Here is a 16,524-nt window from a genome sequence, read left to right on the forward strand (position 1 = left end):
TTTATGGATGTTATTTTAACTGAAGTTGAAAACGGTAAAAGCAAATTTATCTTTCCTAGCCTCCCAGAGGAGGTAAAGGGGACGAATCGGACCAATTATCAGTCTTACGATATTCTGTCCTATGGTGAGGTAAAAATCCCAAAGGGGATGAAGCTTACAGAGATTTCATTCGATGGAATATTTTTCGGAGCAGCGAAAAGGAATGAGTCCATTGTAAAACAATGGGTTAAGCCGGCAGAGTGCGAAAAAATTCTGAAAAACTGGCAGGAAAAAGGAACTGTTCTGCGGCTGATGGTCACTGAAACTAATGTCAATATCGATGTTACGATTAGTAGCTTTGAATGTACTGATTACGGCGGATACGGAAACAAGAAGTATTCGCTGGAGTTCGTACAGTATCGATCGCTGAAAGTTTATACGACAGACGAGTTGAAAATCGTAAAGTTCGTAAAGAAGACAATAACGAGACCAGCGGCAGCCTCTCCGTCGAATAAAGGAAGCTACACTATACGGTCGGGCGATACGCTGTGGGCCATTGCCCGAAAATTTTACGGTGGTTCTGGATCGAACTGGACAAAGATATACAGTGCAAACGAATCGACCATTGAGTCCACCGCCAGAAGATACGGGAGATCGAGCAGTGACAATGGACACTGGATTTACCCTGGAACTGTCTTGGTTATCCCGAACTAGAAAGGAGGCGGACACTTGATTGATTTGTCGAAAATCCAATACCGATTTGTCATTATGGACGAAAAGGGAAATCAGTACAATATAAAAGATTATGTGGAAAATCTCGGGTGGGAGCAAGGTGAAGACGAACTCTCCACCCGAATTTCATTTACAACTAAAAATGAAAAGTCGTCAAAAGAGGTGTTCTCGGATATAGCGAAACTTGGATGTTTAGTGGGGATATTCGCCTCTGATGGGGTTGCGGATGAAGAGGTGGCCAGAGGAAACATTATAGACTGGAAACCAGCATATTCTTCAGACGCATATAAGTTTGATGGTAAATGCTACGATAATTTGTATAATCTGCAAGAAAGTCAGGACAACATTTACTATCCCGCGGGTACCGGTACAAAGTCTGCTGTAACGAAGATTTTTGATGACTGGGAAATTCCACTCGGTTCGTATGAAGGACCGAATGAAACACACGCAAAGTTGACTTTTAAGTCACAGGATCTTGCGAATGTAATTGCAGAAATACTGGACGATGCCTACAAAAAAGGCGGCGTGAAATGCGTCGTGCAGGACAGAAAAGGAAAAGCGTATGTGGTTCCGTATGCGAATAATAAGACGGTATATCACTTCGCAGCCGAGAATGTGATCAATGCCACACACAAAAGAAGCACTGCAGGCATGATTACCCGGGTGAAAGTGATAGGTCAGGAAGATGATGACGGTAAAAGCTCGGTGGAAGCTGTGCTGAACGGCAGCACAAAATATGGCGTACGGCAGAAAATTGTTCGCAGAGGAACAGATGAAAGTTTAGAGGATGCAAAGACATCGGCACAGACAATTCTCGATGAAGAAGGAGAAGTGCAGGAGGAGATGACCGTAAAGGCGCCCGATATACCATGGGTACGGAAAGGAGATCTGGTTCACGTAACGGTTGGAACTATGAATGCATACTACTATGTTATCGGCATAAGACATGATGTGGATAGCCACAGCATGACATTGGATCTTCATGTGCCATTCAAAGAATACGAGAAGAAAGCGCAACAGACGGTACAGAAAAAGTCTTACAACGTGGGCGATATTGTGAATTTCCACGGTGGAACGCATTACGTCAGTTCTTATGCGGGATCCCGCGGATATAACGCAAGAGCCGGACGGGCAAAAATAACCATTAAGAATGGATCGGGAAAGATCCATCCGTGGCACCTGATACATGTGGATAGCTCAAGCAATGTATATGGATGGGTAGACGATGGTACATTTGATTAAGGAGGGATGACAATGGCGTTTGATGGGCATGCTGGAGCAAACAAACTGGCAAGGACGCTTCATAAAAGGATGAAAAGCATGTCGGACTTTCCTCTTGTCCTTGATTTTGGGAAGATAGAGTCTGACTATGGGCTGATTACGAATACCTTTCCGGTAAAAATCCCAAGGGGAGATTATACAGTGTGCCGGCATGTGACGGGCATATCACTAGGAACTTCGGGAGGAAACCATGGCGGGCATGAATATGGCGATGGTTCGCATTCGCATTCTATATCGGTTCCAGGATTATCTCCTGGAAATCATGTACTTGTGGCATGGGTACAGAATGAGGCAGTAGTCATCGATGTGATCAATTAGTGGAGGTGGAAGCATGGACGAAGAGAATACACTATTTCCGGTAGAAGAATCCCCCGAATTTATCGATGACGGAGAACGATTAGATCGGGATTACCATTATACGGTTGCGTGGGATGTTGAGAAACAGGATTTTGTCCTCAACGGTAAAGGACAGATGGATCAGTGCGATGGTGTGGAAGGGTATAAAGTGTGGTGTTGCAAAATGGCTCTTACACAGCGCTATGCCTGCGCAGCTTATCCGGACGAAATTGGTACTGAGTTGGATGAGGCTCTTGCAGAGGACAGTGAAAAGGCAGTTGAGTCCGCGATAGAGAGAACGATATCAGAGGCACTGTTGGTGAATCCGAGGACGGAATATGTTAGGCAATTTGAATTTGTTTGGAATGGTGATGCTGTAAGTGTTTCGTTCGTTGTTAAAGGCGTGGATATTGACGAGTTTAAAGTTTCTATATAGCGAGGAGGTGAAATGAGTGAATGCATGGAGTAAAGAATTTACGCCACCGGAATTCGTGGGTTATAGCGAGCCGGAGGAAATACAGCAGAGGATGATGAGTGAACTTCCAGAAGGTATTGATGATATGCCGGGAGGATTCCCTTATGATTTTACAATGCCAACGGCGATTGAAAAGTCAGAACTGATTCAGTTTCATATGGTTCGGACGCTCATGCTCATGTTTCCGATGTGGGCGTGGGATGATTGGCTTGATCTACACGCAGCAGTGGCAGGCATAGAACGCCGTCCGGCTGGTTATGCAAGCGGTAAAATCGATGTTACCGGAGATCCGGGAACCATAATTCCGAAAGGAACAATTTTTTGTACGGAGGCAACAGATGTATCTCCGGCGTTGGAATATTCATCCGATGAATCCATGGCAATACCAGATGATGGGATAGTTGAAATCTCAGTGATTGCTGTTGATCCTGGAAAAGGGTCTAATACAAATGCGAACACAATAAAATTTTTGCTGAATAACATAAAGGGTGTTTCGTCAGTAAAAAATTCTGAAGCGATTACTGGTGGTACGGACATAGAAAGTGACGAGTCTCTGCGGCAGAGAATAGAAGAAAAATGTACGCAGGAAGGAGTAAGCTATATTGGAAATGATGCTGATTATATCCGATGGGCCAAGGAAGTGGTTGGGGTGGGGGATTGCATTGTAGATGCAACATGGAATGGTCCAGGAACGGTTAAACTTATAATTGTAGACTCAAATGGATCTCCGGCCAATGAGAAATTGATACAAGATGTATATGACCATATTGTTTCTCCAAATGATCGTTCGCAACGATTGCTCCCTACAGGAAGCGCAGAGCTGACCATAGTTCCGGCTACTATTAAAAATGTGTCATATACATGTACCGGCTTAGTTTATGATGAAACGACAGACATACCTACTATTATAAGTGCTTTCAAAAATCTTGTCCTGCAGGAATACTCAGAATCAAAATTTGATGGAGTCCTGATTTATAACCAGATTCGCCCTTTTATTACGGATATTCCTGGAGTGTCTGACTTCGATACGTTTTTGATAAACGGGAGCGATGAAAACATTGTCTTAGATAAGGGAGAGTACCCAGCGACAGAAAATGTGGATTTCAGTTAGGAGGGATCTTATGAATATAGAAAATTTCCCGACATCTCAATCTGCCAAAAGGATGATGGGATACATAACAGGAAATGAATTCTATGGAAAATCCTATGTGGGAAAATGGATCTTTCAGGCAATGGGTAAAGAGATGGACGATGCGCATCTTCGCATTGAAGAGGAACTCCCATATCAGGCATTTCCTGAGACGGCAACATGGGGGCTTCGGTATCATGAGGAGAAATACGGCCTTCCGGTAAGAGAGAATTTGAGTTACAAAGAACGTAGAAAGCTCATACTGGAAAAAAGGAATACTAGAGCTCCCATGAATCCATATATGATGGAAAAAATACTGGAAAATATAATAGGAAGAAAGGTTTATGTAAATGACGAAGATACACCTATCAATACTTTTACAGTCGAGATTGAACCTGGAGATAATGCGGTTGATGTTATAGCTGCGATAAAGAAATTAAAAGAAATCAAACAGTCTCATGTGGCGTTTACGTTTTCGTTTACATCGCTTGCCAGAATAGAGATATGTGGTCACACACAAAAATGGAAGACATCGTATGCTCAGTGCGGTACAACACCGATGGTAAGCAACGGCCTTGGACTTGCAGAAACAGGAATAGATGTAGTTCCGTCAACTGATTATTACAAAACAGAAGTACCTCTAACCGGTGAAATACATAAATCCGGTCAATATCCTATCACAAGCGTTGGAATGGAATTGGTGGATAATAATATTTATGTATCAGGACAAGGAAAAGGACTTTCAGTTGTATATCCAAACACGGGTGAACATGTCAAAACGGGAATGTATCCAAATACGCAGGATAGTGTTAGGTATTCTGCCGTGGAAATTGATGCAGAAGCAGAAGCAGAAGGACACATTTATTGCAGTAAATTAACAGGCACAGATCCAAAAGTAAGTGTCCGGTCGGCAGAATCCGATAACGGAGTGGTTCCAGAGGTTTCCACAGAAGCATATCAAATCAGATACAAGCTTTGTGGAGATGCCTTTGAGATATAAAAAGGAGGTATGCAGATGAAACTATTGACAAGCAAGGCAATCCAGGGATATCGCGATTACACGAAACGTACGATTGCCTATGCGAAGTACAAAGTCGGTTCGACTTATCACAAGACGAAGATTGAATCGGTGGATGTAACGGAAGAGGGGATTGTAGAAGTTCGATTTAAGATCGAAGCAGCTACCACAGGTGCCGCTACTGTTACGGAAATCCAATTGTATGACACGAATAATGACTTATGGCTCTCTAAACAGGAATTCTTAGAAATGAATTCTGTTGCAGAGGGCTTTTATTATGTCTGCCAGTTGGAAATCAGTGAAAGGGAGGTTGAAGAATAATGCGAGAACTTGTGAACTGGAAAGATCATGTGGTTCAGTATCCCGGAAGGTTCGAAGAACAGGTTTTGGGCGGAGGGCTTGTGCAACATACACCATCTCCGGGAAAAGTAGAACAACAGGGAACTCCACAGAATGCTACGAATTTGAACACGATGGATCTGGCAGCGTTGGAGGCTATGCTGATGGCATCGGAAAACAGTAGAAATATTCTTCTTATGGGAAGAATCATGGAAGGACTGTCTGGTGACAAAATTCAGGTTACGCTCACAAATTCCCAGGTATATCCGCATAATAACTCAAAGAAGACAGTTCAGCTTCCGGTGACGAAAAATAATATGAAATATACAGTCAGTTGTGAAGTTGTGGAAGTAGAAGGTGGAGCAGTTGGAGAATTTGAGTTTAGCGATAAGCTGCTCAATGGATTCAAGATTGCATATACCGGATCAGCAACCAAAGTTATTGTGAATTGCTATGTGAGAGGAGGTGTATAGGTATGGCGAATGTGATTATCAAAAATGAGAACCGAAAAGCTGATGCAGAACACATCATGAAAGCCTATGGCGTGGACAGAAGAGATTCAGCTATGAGGGAGGCGGCTGAAATTGCAGCGGCAAGAACAAATGAAGCAGTTAGAATGTCACAGAACAGAAGGAGGTATTTCTGATGAAAGTAGTATATCTGCCGGAAGACGGCACAAATTTCATTCCCTACGAAGTAATGGGAAAGAACATTGATTTCAATGATGGAGATTTGATGTTCAATGTTTCAAAGAAGGAAAGGGACTACGAAGTTGTGATTGATATTTGCCAGGATTACACAGGAGCATTAGTTATGGGTACTGATTCCGGCGAAAGATATGTGGCACAACTTATTGTACCGGCAAGAGAGTACATTGAGACAACCACAGTAAATCCGGACTATGATCCGGAAAATGAGGAGAGCATGGAATCTCCGACTATTACAAACAAAGAACCGGTTCCTTTTGATATTAACAAATGCGAACTGAGATTATGGGATATGGAGGTATAAGAGATGCCAAATTTTGATGATTTTAAGTTAGCGATTGAAGCGATGACGGGCGGTAAAAATACCGTCCTTTTTGATGACATGGAAATGCCGTCTGTTATGGTTCCGTTTCCAAAAATGAAAATTGCAGAAATTATGAGCGGCGGCAGTCAGAATATTCATCCGGCTTTTTCTGTGGGTGGCGTAGAGAAGGACGTTCTGTATATATCTAAATTCCAGAATATCGTACTGAATGACAGAGCTTACTCCCTTCCTATGCGTGATCCGAAGGTTTATGTTACGTTCGATCAGGCATTATCGTTTTGTCGCAATAAAGGAAAAGGCTGGAGTTTGAATCCGTATTCGCTGTGGAGTGCGATTGCTCTCTGGTGCAGAAAAAATGGAACTATGCCAAGAGGAAACAATTTCTGGGGTAAAGATTACACATACCAGCATGAAAAAGGTGTTCCCTGTGCATGGGAAAGCAAGGAAGCGGAATCACATCCAGGCGAACCAGTACGTTGCCTTACCGGATCCGGACCAGCCACATGGTATCACAACTGGATGCCAGATGGCATTGCTGATTTGAATGGAAATGTGTGGGAATGGTGTGCTGGTATGCGTGTAAAGAATGGAGAAATCCAAATTATTCCGTATGCGAACAGTATGCTGGCAGAGACAAACATGGGAGATAAGTCAACGGAGTGGAAAGCTATCAAGAAGGACGGAACTCTTGTAGAACCTGGAACAGCAGATACATTGAAGTGGGATTGGGTATCAGGAAAGATTCAGCTTACTTCCGGTGCAGTATCCTACAAGACGGATCAGGGCAATGGTTGTCAGTATAAGGATATGACTCTCAACTCTTCTGTATCGGCAGCACCGGAAATTGCGAAGGCATTGTTGCTCTATCCGGATGAGCCAGGCGGCGATTATGGTAGCGACTATCATTGGGTAAATACTGTCGGCGAGCGGCTGCCGTTATGCGGGGGCAGGTGGTACAGTGGTGCCTCCGCCGGCGTTTTCGGCGTCTATCTGAACTATCCCCGTTCCTACTCCAACTCCGGCGTTGGCTTCCGCTCCGCTTTTGTAGATCTGTAATCTGCTTTACTGTGTTCTGCCCTCTCCCACGATAGTGGGAGAGATATTTTGATATTTGAAGTAATAACAGAATACGATATAAGATAACTTATACAGATTAAAAAGGCTGAAATATGATAATATCGATAAGAAAATGGCATACCGGAGGTTTCCAAGTGGAAGATCTTATTATTTTGCAGAAGGCGTTTGAAATGATGGAATATGGATACACAGCGCTTGCACAGTACCCGAAATCAGAAAAATTTGCTCTTGTAGTAGATATAAAACGCTGTATGCACAAAATATTGGAAAAAATAATTGAGGCTAACAAGAAGTATTACAAAAAGACTACGCTCCAGGAGTTAGATGTGGAAATAATGAAATTAAAAGCTTATTTGCGATTATCGTATAATTTAAAGTTTCTTCCTTCTAAAAAGTATGAAATCTGGAGCAGCAAGTCTGTTGAGTTAGGACGCATGGTCGGCGGATGGATTAAAAGTACCAAAAAAGATTAGTGTGTTTTGGGAATAGGATACAGCGGCTGCCGTTATGCGGGGGCAGGTGGAACAATGGTGCCAACGCCGGCGTTTTCAACGTCAATCTGAACAATCCCCGTTCCAACTCCAACTCCAACGTTGGCTTCCGCTCCGCTCTACCTTCGTTGGTCAGATGTTGCAAACTCAAGGGTTTGCATCCAGAACAGAAGGGTAAAGGATTCTATTTCCATGCTGAATAAGCAAAAAAGGAAGGGACCTGATCCGGCCCCGTTGGATGCGGAATGCCGAGAGTAAGACAATCTGAAATTCGCAATGCCTAAAATTTAAATAATGGAGGGATAGTGTGTCCATAAAAAATATTTATTCAGAAATCTGTTCGTTTGATACATTGCTGCGGGCTGAAAGAAATGTAAGGAATGGAAAACGGTATGGTAGGAAAGAGCTAAGCTTCTGGGCGAATCTCGAAGAGAATATATACCGCATTTCCGAATCAATCAAAAGCCTCGATTTTCCTCCGGACTGTTACACATCTTTTTATGTATATGAACCCAAATTGAGAAAGATTGTGTCAGCAGATTACACGACCAAGATCATACAAAGGGCAGCTTACGATGTCATAAACCCTTTGGTGTGCAAGGGGTTTATATCAGATACATATGCGTGTATAAAAGGCAGAGGGCAGTTAAATGCCATGAAGCGCCTTGCGTCATGGGTGGACTATGTTCACGAAAGTGGAGATACTTGGTATTATCTGAAGATGGATATCGAAAAATTTTTTTACAGAATAGACCACGAAATCTTAATGAAGATCATACGAAAGAAAATAAGTGATAAAAAAGCACTAAGGTTGATGGAACATTATATTTGCGAGGCATCAAGCCCTTTTGGACTTCCGCTTGGAGTCACGAATCCTATGGATATCCCGGAAGAAGATATGCTATGGGACGTTGGCATCACAATAGGAGGCGGATTGTCGCATATGTATGGGAATATGTATCTGGATCCTGCAGATCAGTTAGCAAAAAGAGAGCTTGGAATACAGAAGTATATCAGGCTGATGGACGACTCTGTCATTTTGCATCGGGATAAAGAAAAATTACATCAGTATAAAAAAGAATTTTCCGATTTTTTTGGAGATGTATTGCATTTAAGACTTAATGGAAAAACAGCGATACGCCCAATTAATCAAGGAATGGAATTTGTTGGATATCGTATTTGGCCACATAAAGTGAGACTTAGAAAATCAACGAGTCTGCGAATGAAACGTCGTCTTAAACGAGTGCAGGATGATTATCGAGATTACAGGTTGTCGTTTGAAAAGGCGAATGACACAGTGATGAGTTACGCCGCATTAATGAAACATTGTGATTGCGAAGCCCTTAAAAAGAAAATTTTTGATAATTTTGTCCTTACTCATAATCCGAAGGAGGTAATAACAAAAAATGGGCGATAGCAATTTACTTGAGCTGCTGGACATGTATATTGATATGGTCGAAAAGCAGGACGAGGCCATACATCAATTGTCTGAATTGGTAAAGAAACAGGCTTTTGAAATCGCACATATGAAAAATATTTGCGGATTTGCAGATGAAAAAGCACTAGAACAAACGGAAGGAACTAAACTTGTTCAAGAAGTCTTAGTAAAATATGGAAAACTTTAAATATGGAATGAGGAGAAAAAAGACTCATCAGATGTTAGAGAAAAGATCGGGAAACCGATCTTTTTCTTTTGCGGAAAGGAGGGGGGGATATGAATCTAATAAGGGCAAGACCTGTTTATTATTCATCGACTAAAAATAGACGATAATTTGTAGGGGAGAGTAACTATGGAATATTTGCTACAAGTATTCGGTGGTATGAGGCTTGATACAGCGGTTCTCTTAATTGCTGCCTTGATCTTTATGTGGAAGATATACAAGAAGGTCGAGATGTATTTCAAGGATAAATACGTGATTGAATTCGAAAAAGAAAAGCAGATGAAAGATATTCTGGGGCAGGTACAACAGTATCCTAAGTGGAGAGAACAGAGTATTGAACGTCAGAAAGAGTTTTCGTCTGAAATCAACGATTTAAGAAATACGCAGAAAGAGATAATTAAAGAGCTAAAAGACATCGAGGAGAGAAGAAAAAAGACGAAGAGAAATGAATTGCGTGATAGGTTACTTCAGAGTTACCGCTATTATACCAGTAAAGACAAGAATCCACTGCTTGCGTGGTCAGAAATGGAATCAGATGCTTTTTGGAAAATGTTTGGCGACTATGAAGAAGCGGGTGGAGATGGTGATATGCATACTACAGTACAACCTGCAATGAGATTGTTGGATAAAATTCCTATGCATGAAGAGGAAAGACTATCTGAACTGATGCAGAGTCGCAAATAGAATAGGGTATCTTACGTATTATATTTGATCAGAAAGTGACCAATGACGCAAAAAAAGGAACACAAAAATCTTTAAAGCTCACAGAGCTACATATGAGAGGAGAATACTATGGAATTATTAGAATTTTTGAAACAGATACCACTGCCTATTTTGATTTTGGTTGTCGCAATCTTGCTTATTGTTACGATTGTGATTGCCGTTCAGTATATGAAGGCTAAGGGATTGGATGGAATCAGGGAAGATGTATATCAGCTTATTTTAAAGGCTGAGCATATGTATAATGAGTCTGGAACTGGAAAACAAAAATTACAATGGGTAATTCAGCAGGCAAGAGGGCTGCTTCCGAAGTGGCTACAAGTTCTTGTACCGGAAAAAGCCATGGAGAAACTTATACAGAAATGGTTTGAGGGAGTGAAAGATCTTCTGGACGATGGGAAAGTAAATAATTCACAGAAATAATGAAGAAGCAGTCGGAGAAATCCGACTGCTCTTTTTGGAGGAAACTATGACAGAGAGAGAATTTATTGACAAGATTGGTTCACTTGCGGCTCAAGACATGAAACAGAGCGGTATTTTGGCATCCATTACGGTGGCGCAGGCATGTCTGGAATCGGGATATGGTAGCACAGAACTTGCGGTTAATGCAAATAACCTATTTGGAATGAAATGTTCCCTATCTGGCAATACATGGGACTCTGTGTGGGATGGTGTGAGTAAATATACAAAACAGACACAAGAGCAGAAACTGGATGGAACAATATATACCATTATGGCAGATTTTCGGAAGTATCCAGATATTCTTGCAAGCATCAAAGATCATTCGTGCTATTTGAACGGAGCCATGAACGGGAATCAAAAAAGGTATGAAGGGCTTTCTGGAGAAAAGAACTATCGGAAAGTTGCAGAACTAATTAAAGCTGGAGGATACGCAACAGACATTTCTTATGTTGATAAACTCTGCAGTTTAATTGAAAGATGGAATCTTACACAGTATGACAAGGAGGATAAAGGTATGAGTAATAGTAGTTTAGTAAATTGTGTAGTAAAAAGTCCTAATCACAGTGGAGCGAGGACGCATTCGATTGACCGCATTACACCGCATTGTGTGGTTGGACAATTATCGGCGGAAGGAATTGGATCTTGTTTTCCGGACGGCCGAGAGGCAAGTTGTAACTATGGCATTGGATCCGATGGTCGTGTATGTTTGGTGGTAGATGAGGCTAATCGGAGTTGGTGTTCTTCCAGCAATGCAAACGACCAGAGGGCGGTAACAATTGAGTGCGCAAGCGATATGTCACACCCATATGCTATGACAAATGCAGTGTATGAGAAGTTGATTGCCCTTTGCGTTGACATTTGCCGAAGAAATGGAAAGACAAAGCTACTCTGGTTTGGAGATGAGAATACGTCTCTAAATTACGATCCGAAGCCAAATGAGATGGTTCTGACTGTACATCGTTGGTTCGCAAATAAATCTTGCCCAGGTGACTGGTTGTATTCTAGACTTGGAGATGTGGCAAATAGGGTAACTGCTCAGCTGAGTGGGAGTACCGGTGGTGGAGGATCAACTGGTGGAGGAAGTGGATCCAGCAGCTATAAAACAGGAATGTACAAAGTCAATGTCGGAGACCTCAATATCAGAAAAGGACCAGGAACAAATTACGGAACTAATGGGGTTATTACCGACAAAGGAACTTACACAATTACTGAAATCCAGAATGGCTCATGGGGAAAGCTTAAATCAGGGGCAGGTTGGATTAACGTCAGCGCAGCATATTGTTCTTACGTTGGCGCCTCATCAGGTGGAGGAAGTTCTTCTGGCGGCGGTTCTTCTTCTGGCTCTTCTTACAAGACCGGAACGTACAAGGTTAATGTGGAGGAACTCAATATTCGGAAAGGTCCAGGAACAAATTATGGAATTAATGGATCAATCAAGGACAAAGGTGTCTACACAATTACAGAAATTAAAAATGATTCTTGGGGAAAATTAAAGTCCGGCTCTGGATGGATCAATGTCGATAAAGCATATTGCACCTATAAAGGTGCATCTTCTGGAGGAGGATCTTCATCTGGAACAGGAAACTTTATGGTACAGGTAAATATTTCAGATCTTTATATCAGAAAAGGACCTGGCACTAATTATGGAACAAACGGCTTTTGCCCAAAAGGCACATATACTATTGTGGAAACAAAGAATTCCGGTGGACATACATGGGGAAAACTTAAATCCGGTGCTGGTTGGATTGCCCTTGAATATGCAAAACGGGCATAATAAATTATACAGTAAAAAACGCCATAACCTAATTTGATATAATCTATCAAAATCCACTATGAATTACCATATTATGGTATTTTATAGCGGAAGGAGCAATGGCGAATGATAAAGATTTTACTGTCGAAAAAGCTTGGCGAGTTGCGGCTTACACAGGCGGATTTGGCACGAGCTACCGGCATACGTCCGAATACAATCAATGAGTTGTACCACGAACTCGCGGATCGTGTGAATCTGGAACATCTGGATCTTATATGTGAGGCATTGGACTGCGAGTTAGATGAATTGATTGTACGTATTCCGAACAGAGAATCTAACATTACTCACACAAGGCGTGGAAATCAAAAAACGCAGGGAAAGTGTCGCTGCAACGGCATCACCAAGAAATGAAAAGAGAGAGGCTTAACCCCTCTCTTTTTTCGTTTCTTGAATATTTGTTAATAAGGACGTTCTCAGAAAGTCATAATCAAGTCCAAAGTCCTTGTATCCTTGATATATGGTATCTATATATCTCTCGCTTGGTTGTCCTGGCTTCGCGCCTTTAAACATAATATAAACCATGGCCTTTATGTGCGAATCGTCCGAAATAGTCACGTAGACGTTTTGCTTAGAATAAAACCGAGGATAGCCCTCATATATATCAAGGTTTCTTTCGTCTGAGTGCTGAATGCCCCATACTACAACGGGAACCCGATACCCCTTTTTTCGACGTATTGTTGCGTATGATCCTGTCTTACTTCCCCTGTAAATCAACTCCCAGTTATTCAGATAACCGGTATATACCGGTTTGGCACTTGGACAACGGTGCCTCATTTGTTGTTTGTTCAGATTACTCCCATAAGCTACATATAATTTCATAATTAATCCTCCTCTCTTACGCTGCTATGGTTGCGGTGTTTTCTTTAAGATTCTTCATCATGTGGAATCTGCAAGTTTTAAATTCATCTCCGTACAACCCAAGCCTGTTTGTTAAAATGTGGTACATCAAAGTTACTTTCTTATCAGCAGAGTACCCAGAAACGCTTCTGAAGACAACTTTGCCGGTTGACTCTATTGACCATGCGGACAAAGCGAGACAAAACTGGATGTATGCTTTGATTCGACCAGCATGCAATGTGCTATTGAAAAGCCTAAATTCTACAGTCCCTTTTGAAAAAAAGCTGTGAAGATTAAGTGCATGATATCTTGTTTCATTGTAATGGTTGTGGTTTACGCCGCCCCAATAATGATCGTTCGCCTCGCTATACCAAATTTGCTCTGCTTTATCTTTTGTGAGATTAGATTCCTTTTTCATTGTATCGTAAAGGCTCTTGCAGATTGGTTTGCACCAGCGATTTTTTCTTTCCCCAACTCCCAATGCTTCATATATGATTTCTTGTCTGGATAACATGAAGTTTACCATTCTACGAAGTGATGTGGCTGTGTGGTTTGCACCGTCAATATGGATATGAATACCGCAGCTGCTATGAGGAACGCCGCCGATTTCTTTGAATTTTCGAATGATGTTTTGTAAAGTCTCAATGTCCTCATATTTAAGAGGCGGTGTAACGAATTCGACTCTGTATTCATCTATATTTGCGGTTCCGACATTTGTCTTTGGCGAAATTGAACTATCTCGCATCACTTTCCATGTTCTTCGTTGTGAATCCTTTATGGTTCTTGTGTAGTAAGCATCTCTTTTTGGACCGGAAATTGTTCCGCCAACGATTTCTTGAACAGCCTTTGCGGCCATTTCTCTTGTTATACCGGTGAATTCTACTTCAACTCCAAATTTTTGCTTTTTTAAAAGTTCTGACATAATGCTTCCTCCTTATTCATTCGCCGTCTACGAATGTATGTTCTTGTTTCTGTGGTTGTATATTAACATATGGACAACGAGTGTCAATAGAAAAAATAAAAAAAGTTAGAAAAAATATTTAATAAGTTAGAAGAAATATTGATAATTATAGAAAATATTTGTATTCTATAAAAAAGAGAAGGAGGAGATAAAATGTATATACCAAAAATTCGTTATATCAAAGGAGCACCAAAATCTTATCCTTTATGGGATGCAATAACTCCGGATGCAGAGAGAAGGATTAAGGGATATCATTCGTACCTGGAGGAAAACGGGTATAAGGTAAAGGCGGTTAATATAGCTCAAAAAGGAAAGGAATTATATTGGATACTTTTTGACAGTGAAAAATGCTACTTAGAAAAATACGGGGAGGTGATTGAAAATGATAACGTATAAGCCTCTCTGGAAAACACTAATCGAAAAGGGCATAAAAAAGACGGAGCTGCGAGAGATGGCAGGGTTCAGCAGTGGCACCTTAGCGAGAATGGGGAAGGATCAGTACGTTGAGCTGAAGCATATTGACAAGATCTGTCAGGTCCTGGATTGCGAGATCTCGGATGTAATAGAGGTTGACAATAGCACAACTAAAGAATAAACTACTTTTATAGTAGAGGTGGGAAATGTACAAAATAACTGGGCGCCTGATAGGCGGAGAACCAACTGTAGACGGAACTGGAATAAAAGAAATAGAAAAGGTATATAAAGCAAGGTGGAAACTTACGTTAATCTTTAAAGTTATATATGCTAAATTTTTCTATGATTGGGTAAAAGTTGAAGAATACAAAGAATAAGAAAACAGTATTTGTTTGTGATGTTATTATGATGTTAATAATGAAACGAAATGACAGGAATAAAAAAAATAGAAGAAAAATAATGCAGAAATGCGGACTGCAAAAATAAGAAATTACAAGAAATACTCTGATGAATCTTGAGTTTGAGTGATGAAATGGACTTGGAAAAGCCTTTATTTATGAGGGGTGCAAGCAAATTTATTTAAGTGCTGGCAACGATTTGGCAACATTTAGAGTATCACTCACTGAATAATAGAATACTTCAATAACAGAAAACCTTACTGATTTTCAGAAATAAAGCTGAAAGTCGGTAAGGTTTTTGTACGTTTCGAGGTCGAAAATTAGTCGGATTTGGGTTTCAAGTCCTGTAAGATAAGGTCGCTGAGTTCTTGTGAGGGAATGACCTTTCTCCATTGTTTTGAGGTGTCTAATTCGGGATATTTGTACCGCCACTGGTCGTATTCTTCTTCGGTTATCTCGCCCTGTTCCAGACGGGCAGCCTGTTCCTGCCATGCATGGAACATATCAAACATAGTGGTGTAGGTTGTTCCGGCAGATTTATCTAACCGCAGACACACTTCTCCGTCAATCTCTCCGATTTTTAAGCCATACATATCTTCCAACGCAAAAAGTGTGTGCATAAGTCCGATATAACTGTCTATTTCCGGCACAGTGATTGCACGAGGACTTACATCGAGGAGATGTGCCATTTCTTTTACAAGGTCTTGTTTCGGTGTTCTGGATTCTGATTCGTATTGTGCCATACGGACATCAGAGGTCTTTCCTAGAAAACCGAGGAGTTCGCCTAACTGTTTCTGTGTCATGCCTTTCCGGTTGCGGAAAAAGCGGATTCTTTTGCCGATTGCCATAATAAAACCTCCGATACTAAACATTTCTGTTGAAGTTAGTATAACATGATGAAATAGGAATAGCAAGTGGAACTTAAATAAAAAAAGTTAAGATTTTTCTGCAAACCACTTGACTTAACGGAATTTATTTAGTATCATAAAAGCGCAACTTAAACAAATAGAGTTAATAATTGAATGACCGTCCGAACCGAACAAACGCCATGACCTTTAAAGAAGAAGCGAGCGTCCCTTATGTAGAGGGACTGGCACAGCGCCGAAAAGGGTTGCCTGTCAGAACGGGAAGGAGAGAACGGCAGGAATTTTAGGGAAAGGAGAGGATATAGATGGCAGAAAAATCATTTATGACGGTGGAAGAAGTGGCAACAGAATTAAGGGTATCAAAGTCCAAAGCCTATCAGGTTGTAAGGGAATTGAACACAGAATTGCAGAAACAAGGGTATATGACAGTAGCGGGGCGTGTAAATACTACTTTTTTTCATAAGAAGGTCTGTTACAGTGATTAAGTTGGAAGGAGATGATGG

25 protein-coding genes are annotated in these 16,524 nt (G+C 41.2%); 22 read left to right on the forward strand and 3 right to left on the reverse strand.

Going from position 1 to position 16,524, the window contains the following annotated elements; all coding sequences use genetic code 11:
- Positions 1–3 precede the first annotated feature (3 nt).
- From ACZM6M_RS00925 to ACZM6M_RS01010, 18 genes are all read left to right on the forward strand, one after another.
- Complete coding sequence (locus ACZM6M_RS00925; protein WP_268802995.1) at positions 4–693, forward strand: LysM peptidoglycan-binding domain-containing protein; 690 nt, start codon at positions 4–6, stop codon at positions 691–693.
- A 15-nt stretch (positions 694–708) separates the two neighbouring features.
- Positions 709–1,953, forward strand: a complete 1,245-nt coding sequence (locus ACZM6M_RS00930) for an XkdQ/YqbQ family protein (protein WP_173878510.1) — start codon at positions 709–711, stop codon at positions 1,951–1,953.
- Positions 1,954–1,965: 12 nt separating this feature from the next.
- Positions 1,966–2,310: a hypothetical protein gene (locus ACZM6M_RS00935; RefSeq protein WP_173878508.1), complete on the forward strand. Its 345-nt coding sequence runs from the start codon at positions 1,966–1,968 to the stop codon at positions 2,308–2,310.
- 13 nt (positions 2,311–2,323) lie between these two features.
- On the forward strand, positions 2,324–2,764 hold the full coding sequence (locus ACZM6M_RS00940) for a DUF2634 domain-containing protein (RefSeq protein WP_268802996.1): 441 nt from the start codon (positions 2,324–2,326) through the stop codon (positions 2,762–2,764).
- 16 nt (positions 2,765–2,780) lie between these two features.
- Positions 2,781–3,914, forward strand: a complete 1,134-nt coding sequence (locus ACZM6M_RS00945) for a baseplate J/gp47 family protein (protein WP_268802997.1) — start codon at positions 2,781–2,783, stop codon at positions 3,912–3,914.
- 10 nt (positions 3,915–3,924) lie between these two features.
- Positions 3,925–4,932, forward strand: a complete 1,008-nt coding sequence (locus ACZM6M_RS00950) for a putative phage tail protein (protein ID WP_489489385.1) — start codon at positions 3,925–3,927, stop codon at positions 4,930–4,932.
- A 15-nt stretch (positions 4,933–4,947) separates the two neighbouring features.
- Positions 4,948–5,271, forward strand: a complete 324-nt coding sequence (locus ACZM6M_RS00955) for a hypothetical protein (protein ID WP_173878502.1) — start codon at positions 4,948–4,950, stop codon at positions 5,269–5,271.
- A complete protein-coding gene (locus ACZM6M_RS00960; protein ID WP_173878500.1) occupies positions 5,271–5,762 on the forward strand; it encodes a hypothetical protein in 492 nt (163 codons plus the stop codon). Before ACZM6M_RS00955 ends, ACZM6M_RS00960 begins: the two co-directional genes overlap by 1 nt.
- Positions 5,763–5,764: 2 nt before the next feature.
- Positions 5,765–5,935, forward strand: coding sequence for a hypothetical protein (locus ACZM6M_RS00965; RefSeq protein ID WP_173878498.1), 171 nt, complete (start codon positions 5,765–5,767; stop codon positions 5,933–5,935).
- Positions 5,935–6,300, forward strand: a complete 366-nt coding sequence (locus tag ACZM6M_RS00970; RefSeq protein ID WP_173878496.1) for a hypothetical protein — start codon at positions 5,935–5,937, stop codon at positions 6,298–6,300. The genes ACZM6M_RS00965 and ACZM6M_RS00970 overlap by 1 nt, the downstream gene beginning before the upstream one ends.
- A gap of 3 nt (positions 6,301–6,303) precedes the next feature.
- Positions 6,304–7,377, forward strand: a complete 1,074-nt coding sequence (locus tag ACZM6M_RS00975; protein WP_489489386.1) for an SUMF1/EgtB/PvdO family nonheme iron enzyme — start codon at positions 6,304–6,306, stop codon at positions 7,375–7,377.
- A gap of 155 nt (positions 7,378–7,532) precedes the next feature.
- The gene (gene avd, locus ACZM6M_RS00980; protein ID WP_173878492.1) at positions 7,533–7,871 is read left to right on the forward strand and encodes a diversity-generating retroelement protein Avd; all 339 of its coding nucleotides are present in this window, start codon (positions 7,533–7,535) and stop codon (positions 7,869–7,871) included.
- Positions 7,872–8,196: 325 nt separating this feature from the next.
- Positions 8,197–9,306 (forward strand): reverse transcriptase domain-containing protein, encoded by a 1,110-nt coding sequence (locus ACZM6M_RS00985; RefSeq protein ID WP_226973313.1) that lies wholly within the window; start codon positions 8,197–8,199, stop codon positions 9,304–9,306.
- A complete protein-coding gene (locus ACZM6M_RS00990; RefSeq protein WP_268803000.1) occupies positions 9,296–9,514 on the forward strand; it encodes a hypothetical protein in 219 nt (72 codons plus the stop codon). Before ACZM6M_RS00985 ends, ACZM6M_RS00990 begins: the two co-directional genes overlap by 11 nt.
- A gap of 165 nt (positions 9,515–9,679) precedes the next feature.
- Positions 9,680–10,234, forward strand: coding sequence for a hypothetical protein (locus ACZM6M_RS00995; RefSeq protein ID WP_268803001.1), 555 nt, complete (start codon positions 9,680–9,682; stop codon positions 10,232–10,234).
- A 108-nt stretch (positions 10,235–10,342) separates the two neighbouring features.
- Positions 10,343–10,693 (forward strand): hypothetical protein, encoded by a 351-nt coding sequence (locus ACZM6M_RS01000; RefSeq protein ID WP_268803002.1) that lies wholly within the window; start codon positions 10,343–10,345, stop codon positions 10,691–10,693.
- 46 nt (positions 10,694–10,739) lie between these two features.
- The gene (locus ACZM6M_RS01005; RefSeq protein ID WP_268803003.1) at positions 10,740–12,506 is read left to right on the forward strand and encodes a glucosaminidase domain-containing protein; all 1,767 of its coding nucleotides are present in this window, start codon (positions 10,740–10,742) and stop codon (positions 12,504–12,506) included.
- Positions 12,507–12,611: 105 nt separating this feature from the next.
- Entirely contained in the window at positions 12,612–12,896 is a 285-nt protein-coding gene (locus tag ACZM6M_RS01010) for a helix-turn-helix domain-containing protein (RefSeq protein WP_173878481.1), read from the forward strand.
- A 12-nt stretch (positions 12,897–12,908) separates the two neighbouring features.
- Here the strand turns inward: ACZM6M_RS01010 and ACZM6M_RS01015 are convergent, their stop codons facing one another.
- Entirely contained in the window at positions 12,909–13,364 is a 456-nt protein-coding gene (locus ACZM6M_RS01015) for a gamma-glutamylcyclotransferase family protein (protein WP_173878479.1), read from the reverse strand.
- Between the two features lie 16 nt (positions 13,365–13,380).
- The gene (locus ACZM6M_RS01020; protein ID WP_489489389.1) at positions 13,381–14,304 is read right to left on the reverse strand and encodes an amidoligase family protein; all 924 of its coding nucleotides are present in this window, start codon (positions 14,302–14,304) and stop codon (positions 13,381–13,383) included.
- 192 nt (positions 14,305–14,496) lie between these two features.
- Here ACZM6M_RS01020 and ACZM6M_RS01025 point away from each other — a divergent pair, with 192 nt between their 5' ends.
- From ACZM6M_RS01025 to ACZM6M_RS01035, 3 genes are read left to right on the forward strand one after another with little or no spacing between them, the layout of a single operon-like run.
- Entirely contained in the window at positions 14,497–14,739 is a 243-nt protein-coding gene (locus ACZM6M_RS01025; RefSeq protein WP_268803005.1) for a hypothetical protein, read from the forward strand.
- Positions 14,726–14,938 carry a helix-turn-helix domain-containing protein gene (locus tag ACZM6M_RS01030; protein WP_173878473.1) on the forward strand — a complete coding sequence of 71 codons (213 nt, stop codon included), beginning with the start codon at positions 14,726–14,728 and terminating at the stop codon, positions 14,936–14,938. The genes ACZM6M_RS01025 and ACZM6M_RS01030 overlap by 14 nt, the downstream gene beginning before the upstream one ends.
- Before the next feature lie 25 nt (positions 14,939–14,963).
- Positions 14,964–15,134 (forward strand): hypothetical protein, encoded by a 171-nt coding sequence (locus tag ACZM6M_RS01035; RefSeq protein ID WP_173878471.1) that lies wholly within the window; start codon positions 14,964–14,966, stop codon positions 15,132–15,134.
- Positions 15,135–15,475: 341 nt separating this feature from the next.
- Here ACZM6M_RS01035 and ACZM6M_RS01040 read toward each other — a convergent pair whose 3' ends face one another.
- Positions 15,476–16,003, reverse strand: a complete 528-nt coding sequence (locus ACZM6M_RS01040) for a helix-turn-helix domain-containing protein (RefSeq protein ID WP_340277643.1) — start codon at positions 16,001–16,003, stop codon at positions 15,476–15,478.
- A gap of 323 nt (positions 16,004–16,326) precedes the next feature.
- On the opposite strand from ACZM6M_RS01040, the gene ACZM6M_RS01045 reads away from it, so the two are divergent.
- Positions 16,327–16,506 carry a MerR family transcriptional regulator gene (locus ACZM6M_RS01045; protein ID WP_117509452.1) on the forward strand — a complete coding sequence of 60 codons (180 nt, stop codon included), beginning with the start codon at positions 16,327–16,329 and terminating at the stop codon, positions 16,504–16,506.
- The last annotated feature ends 18 nt before the right edge of the window (positions 16,507–16,524 follow it).

This window comes from Enterocloster sp. (assembly GCF_057861365.1).

Bases quoted from the DNA above. Each gene is read 5' to 3' on its own strand.
- ACZM6M_RS00925 (WP_268802995.1), top strand. From the start codon at position 4: ATGGATGTTATTTTAACTGAAGTTGAAAACGGTAAAAGCAAATTTATC.
- ACZM6M_RS00935 (WP_173878508.1), top strand. From the start codon at position 1,966: ATGGCGTTTGATGGGCATGCTGGAGCAAACAAACTGGCAAGGACGCTT.
- ACZM6M_RS00940 (WP_268802996.1), top strand. From the start codon at position 2,324: ATGGACGAAGAGAATACACTATTTCCGGTAGAAGAATCCCCCGAATTT.
- ACZM6M_RS00950 (WP_489489385.1), top strand. From the start codon at position 3,925: ATGAATATAGAAAATTTCCCGACATCTCAATCTGCCAAAAGGATGATG.
- ACZM6M_RS00955 (WP_173878502.1), top strand. From the start codon at position 4,948: ATGAAACTATTGACAAGCAAGGCAATCCAGGGATATCGCGATTACACG.
- ACZM6M_RS00960 (WP_173878500.1), top strand. From the start codon at position 5,271: ATGCGAGAACTTGTGAACTGGAAAGATCATGTGGTTCAGTATCCCGGA.
- ACZM6M_RS00965 (WP_173878498.1), top strand. From the start codon at position 5,765: ATGGCGAATGTGATTATCAAAAATGAGAACCGAAAAGCTGATGCAGAA.
- ACZM6M_RS00970 (WP_173878496.1), top strand. From the start codon at position 5,935: ATGAAAGTAGTATATCTGCCGGAAGACGGCACAAATTTCATTCCCTAC.
- ACZM6M_RS00975 (WP_489489386.1), top strand. From the start codon at position 6,304: ATGCCAAATTTTGATGATTTTAAGTTAGCGATTGAAGCGATGACGGGC.
- ACZM6M_RS00990 (WP_268803000.1), top strand. From the start codon at position 9,296: ATGGGCGATAGCAATTTACTTGAGCTGCTGGACATGTATATTGATATG.
- ACZM6M_RS00995 (WP_268803001.1), top strand. From the start codon at position 9,680: ATGGAATATTTGCTACAAGTATTCGGTGGTATGAGGCTTGATACAGCG.
- ACZM6M_RS01000 (WP_268803002.1), top strand. From the start codon at position 10,343: ATGGAATTATTAGAATTTTTGAAACAGATACCACTGCCTATTTTGATT.
- ACZM6M_RS01005 (WP_268803003.1), top strand. From the start codon at position 10,740: ATGACAGAGAGAGAATTTATTGACAAGATTGGTTCACTTGCGGCTCAA.
- ACZM6M_RS01010 (WP_173878481.1), top strand. From the start codon at position 12,612: ATGATAAAGATTTTACTGTCGAAAAAGCTTGGCGAGTTGCGGCTTACA.
- ACZM6M_RS01015 (WP_173878479.1), bottom strand. From the start codon at position 13,364: ATGAAATTATATGTAGCTTATGGGAGTAATCTGAACAAACAACAAATG.
- ACZM6M_RS01020 (WP_489489389.1), bottom strand. From the start codon at position 14,304: ATGTCAGAACTTTTAAAAAAGCAAAAATTTGGAGTTGAAGTAGAATTC.
- ACZM6M_RS01025 (WP_268803005.1), top strand. From the start codon at position 14,497: ATGTATATACCAAAAATTCGTTATATCAAAGGAGCACCAAAATCTTAT.
- ACZM6M_RS01030 (WP_173878473.1), top strand. From the start codon at position 14,726: ATGATAACGTATAAGCCTCTCTGGAAAACACTAATCGAAAAGGGCATA.
- ACZM6M_RS01035 (WP_173878471.1), top strand. From the start codon at position 14,964: ATGTACAAAATAACTGGGCGCCTGATAGGCGGAGAACCAACTGTAGAC.
- ACZM6M_RS01040 (WP_340277643.1), bottom strand. From the start codon at position 16,003: ATGGCAATCGGCAAAAGAATCCGCTTTTTCCGCAACCGGAAAGGCATG.
- ACZM6M_RS01045 (WP_117509452.1), top strand. From the start codon at position 16,327: ATGGCAGAAAAATCATTTATGACGGTGGAAGAAGTGGCAACAGAATTA.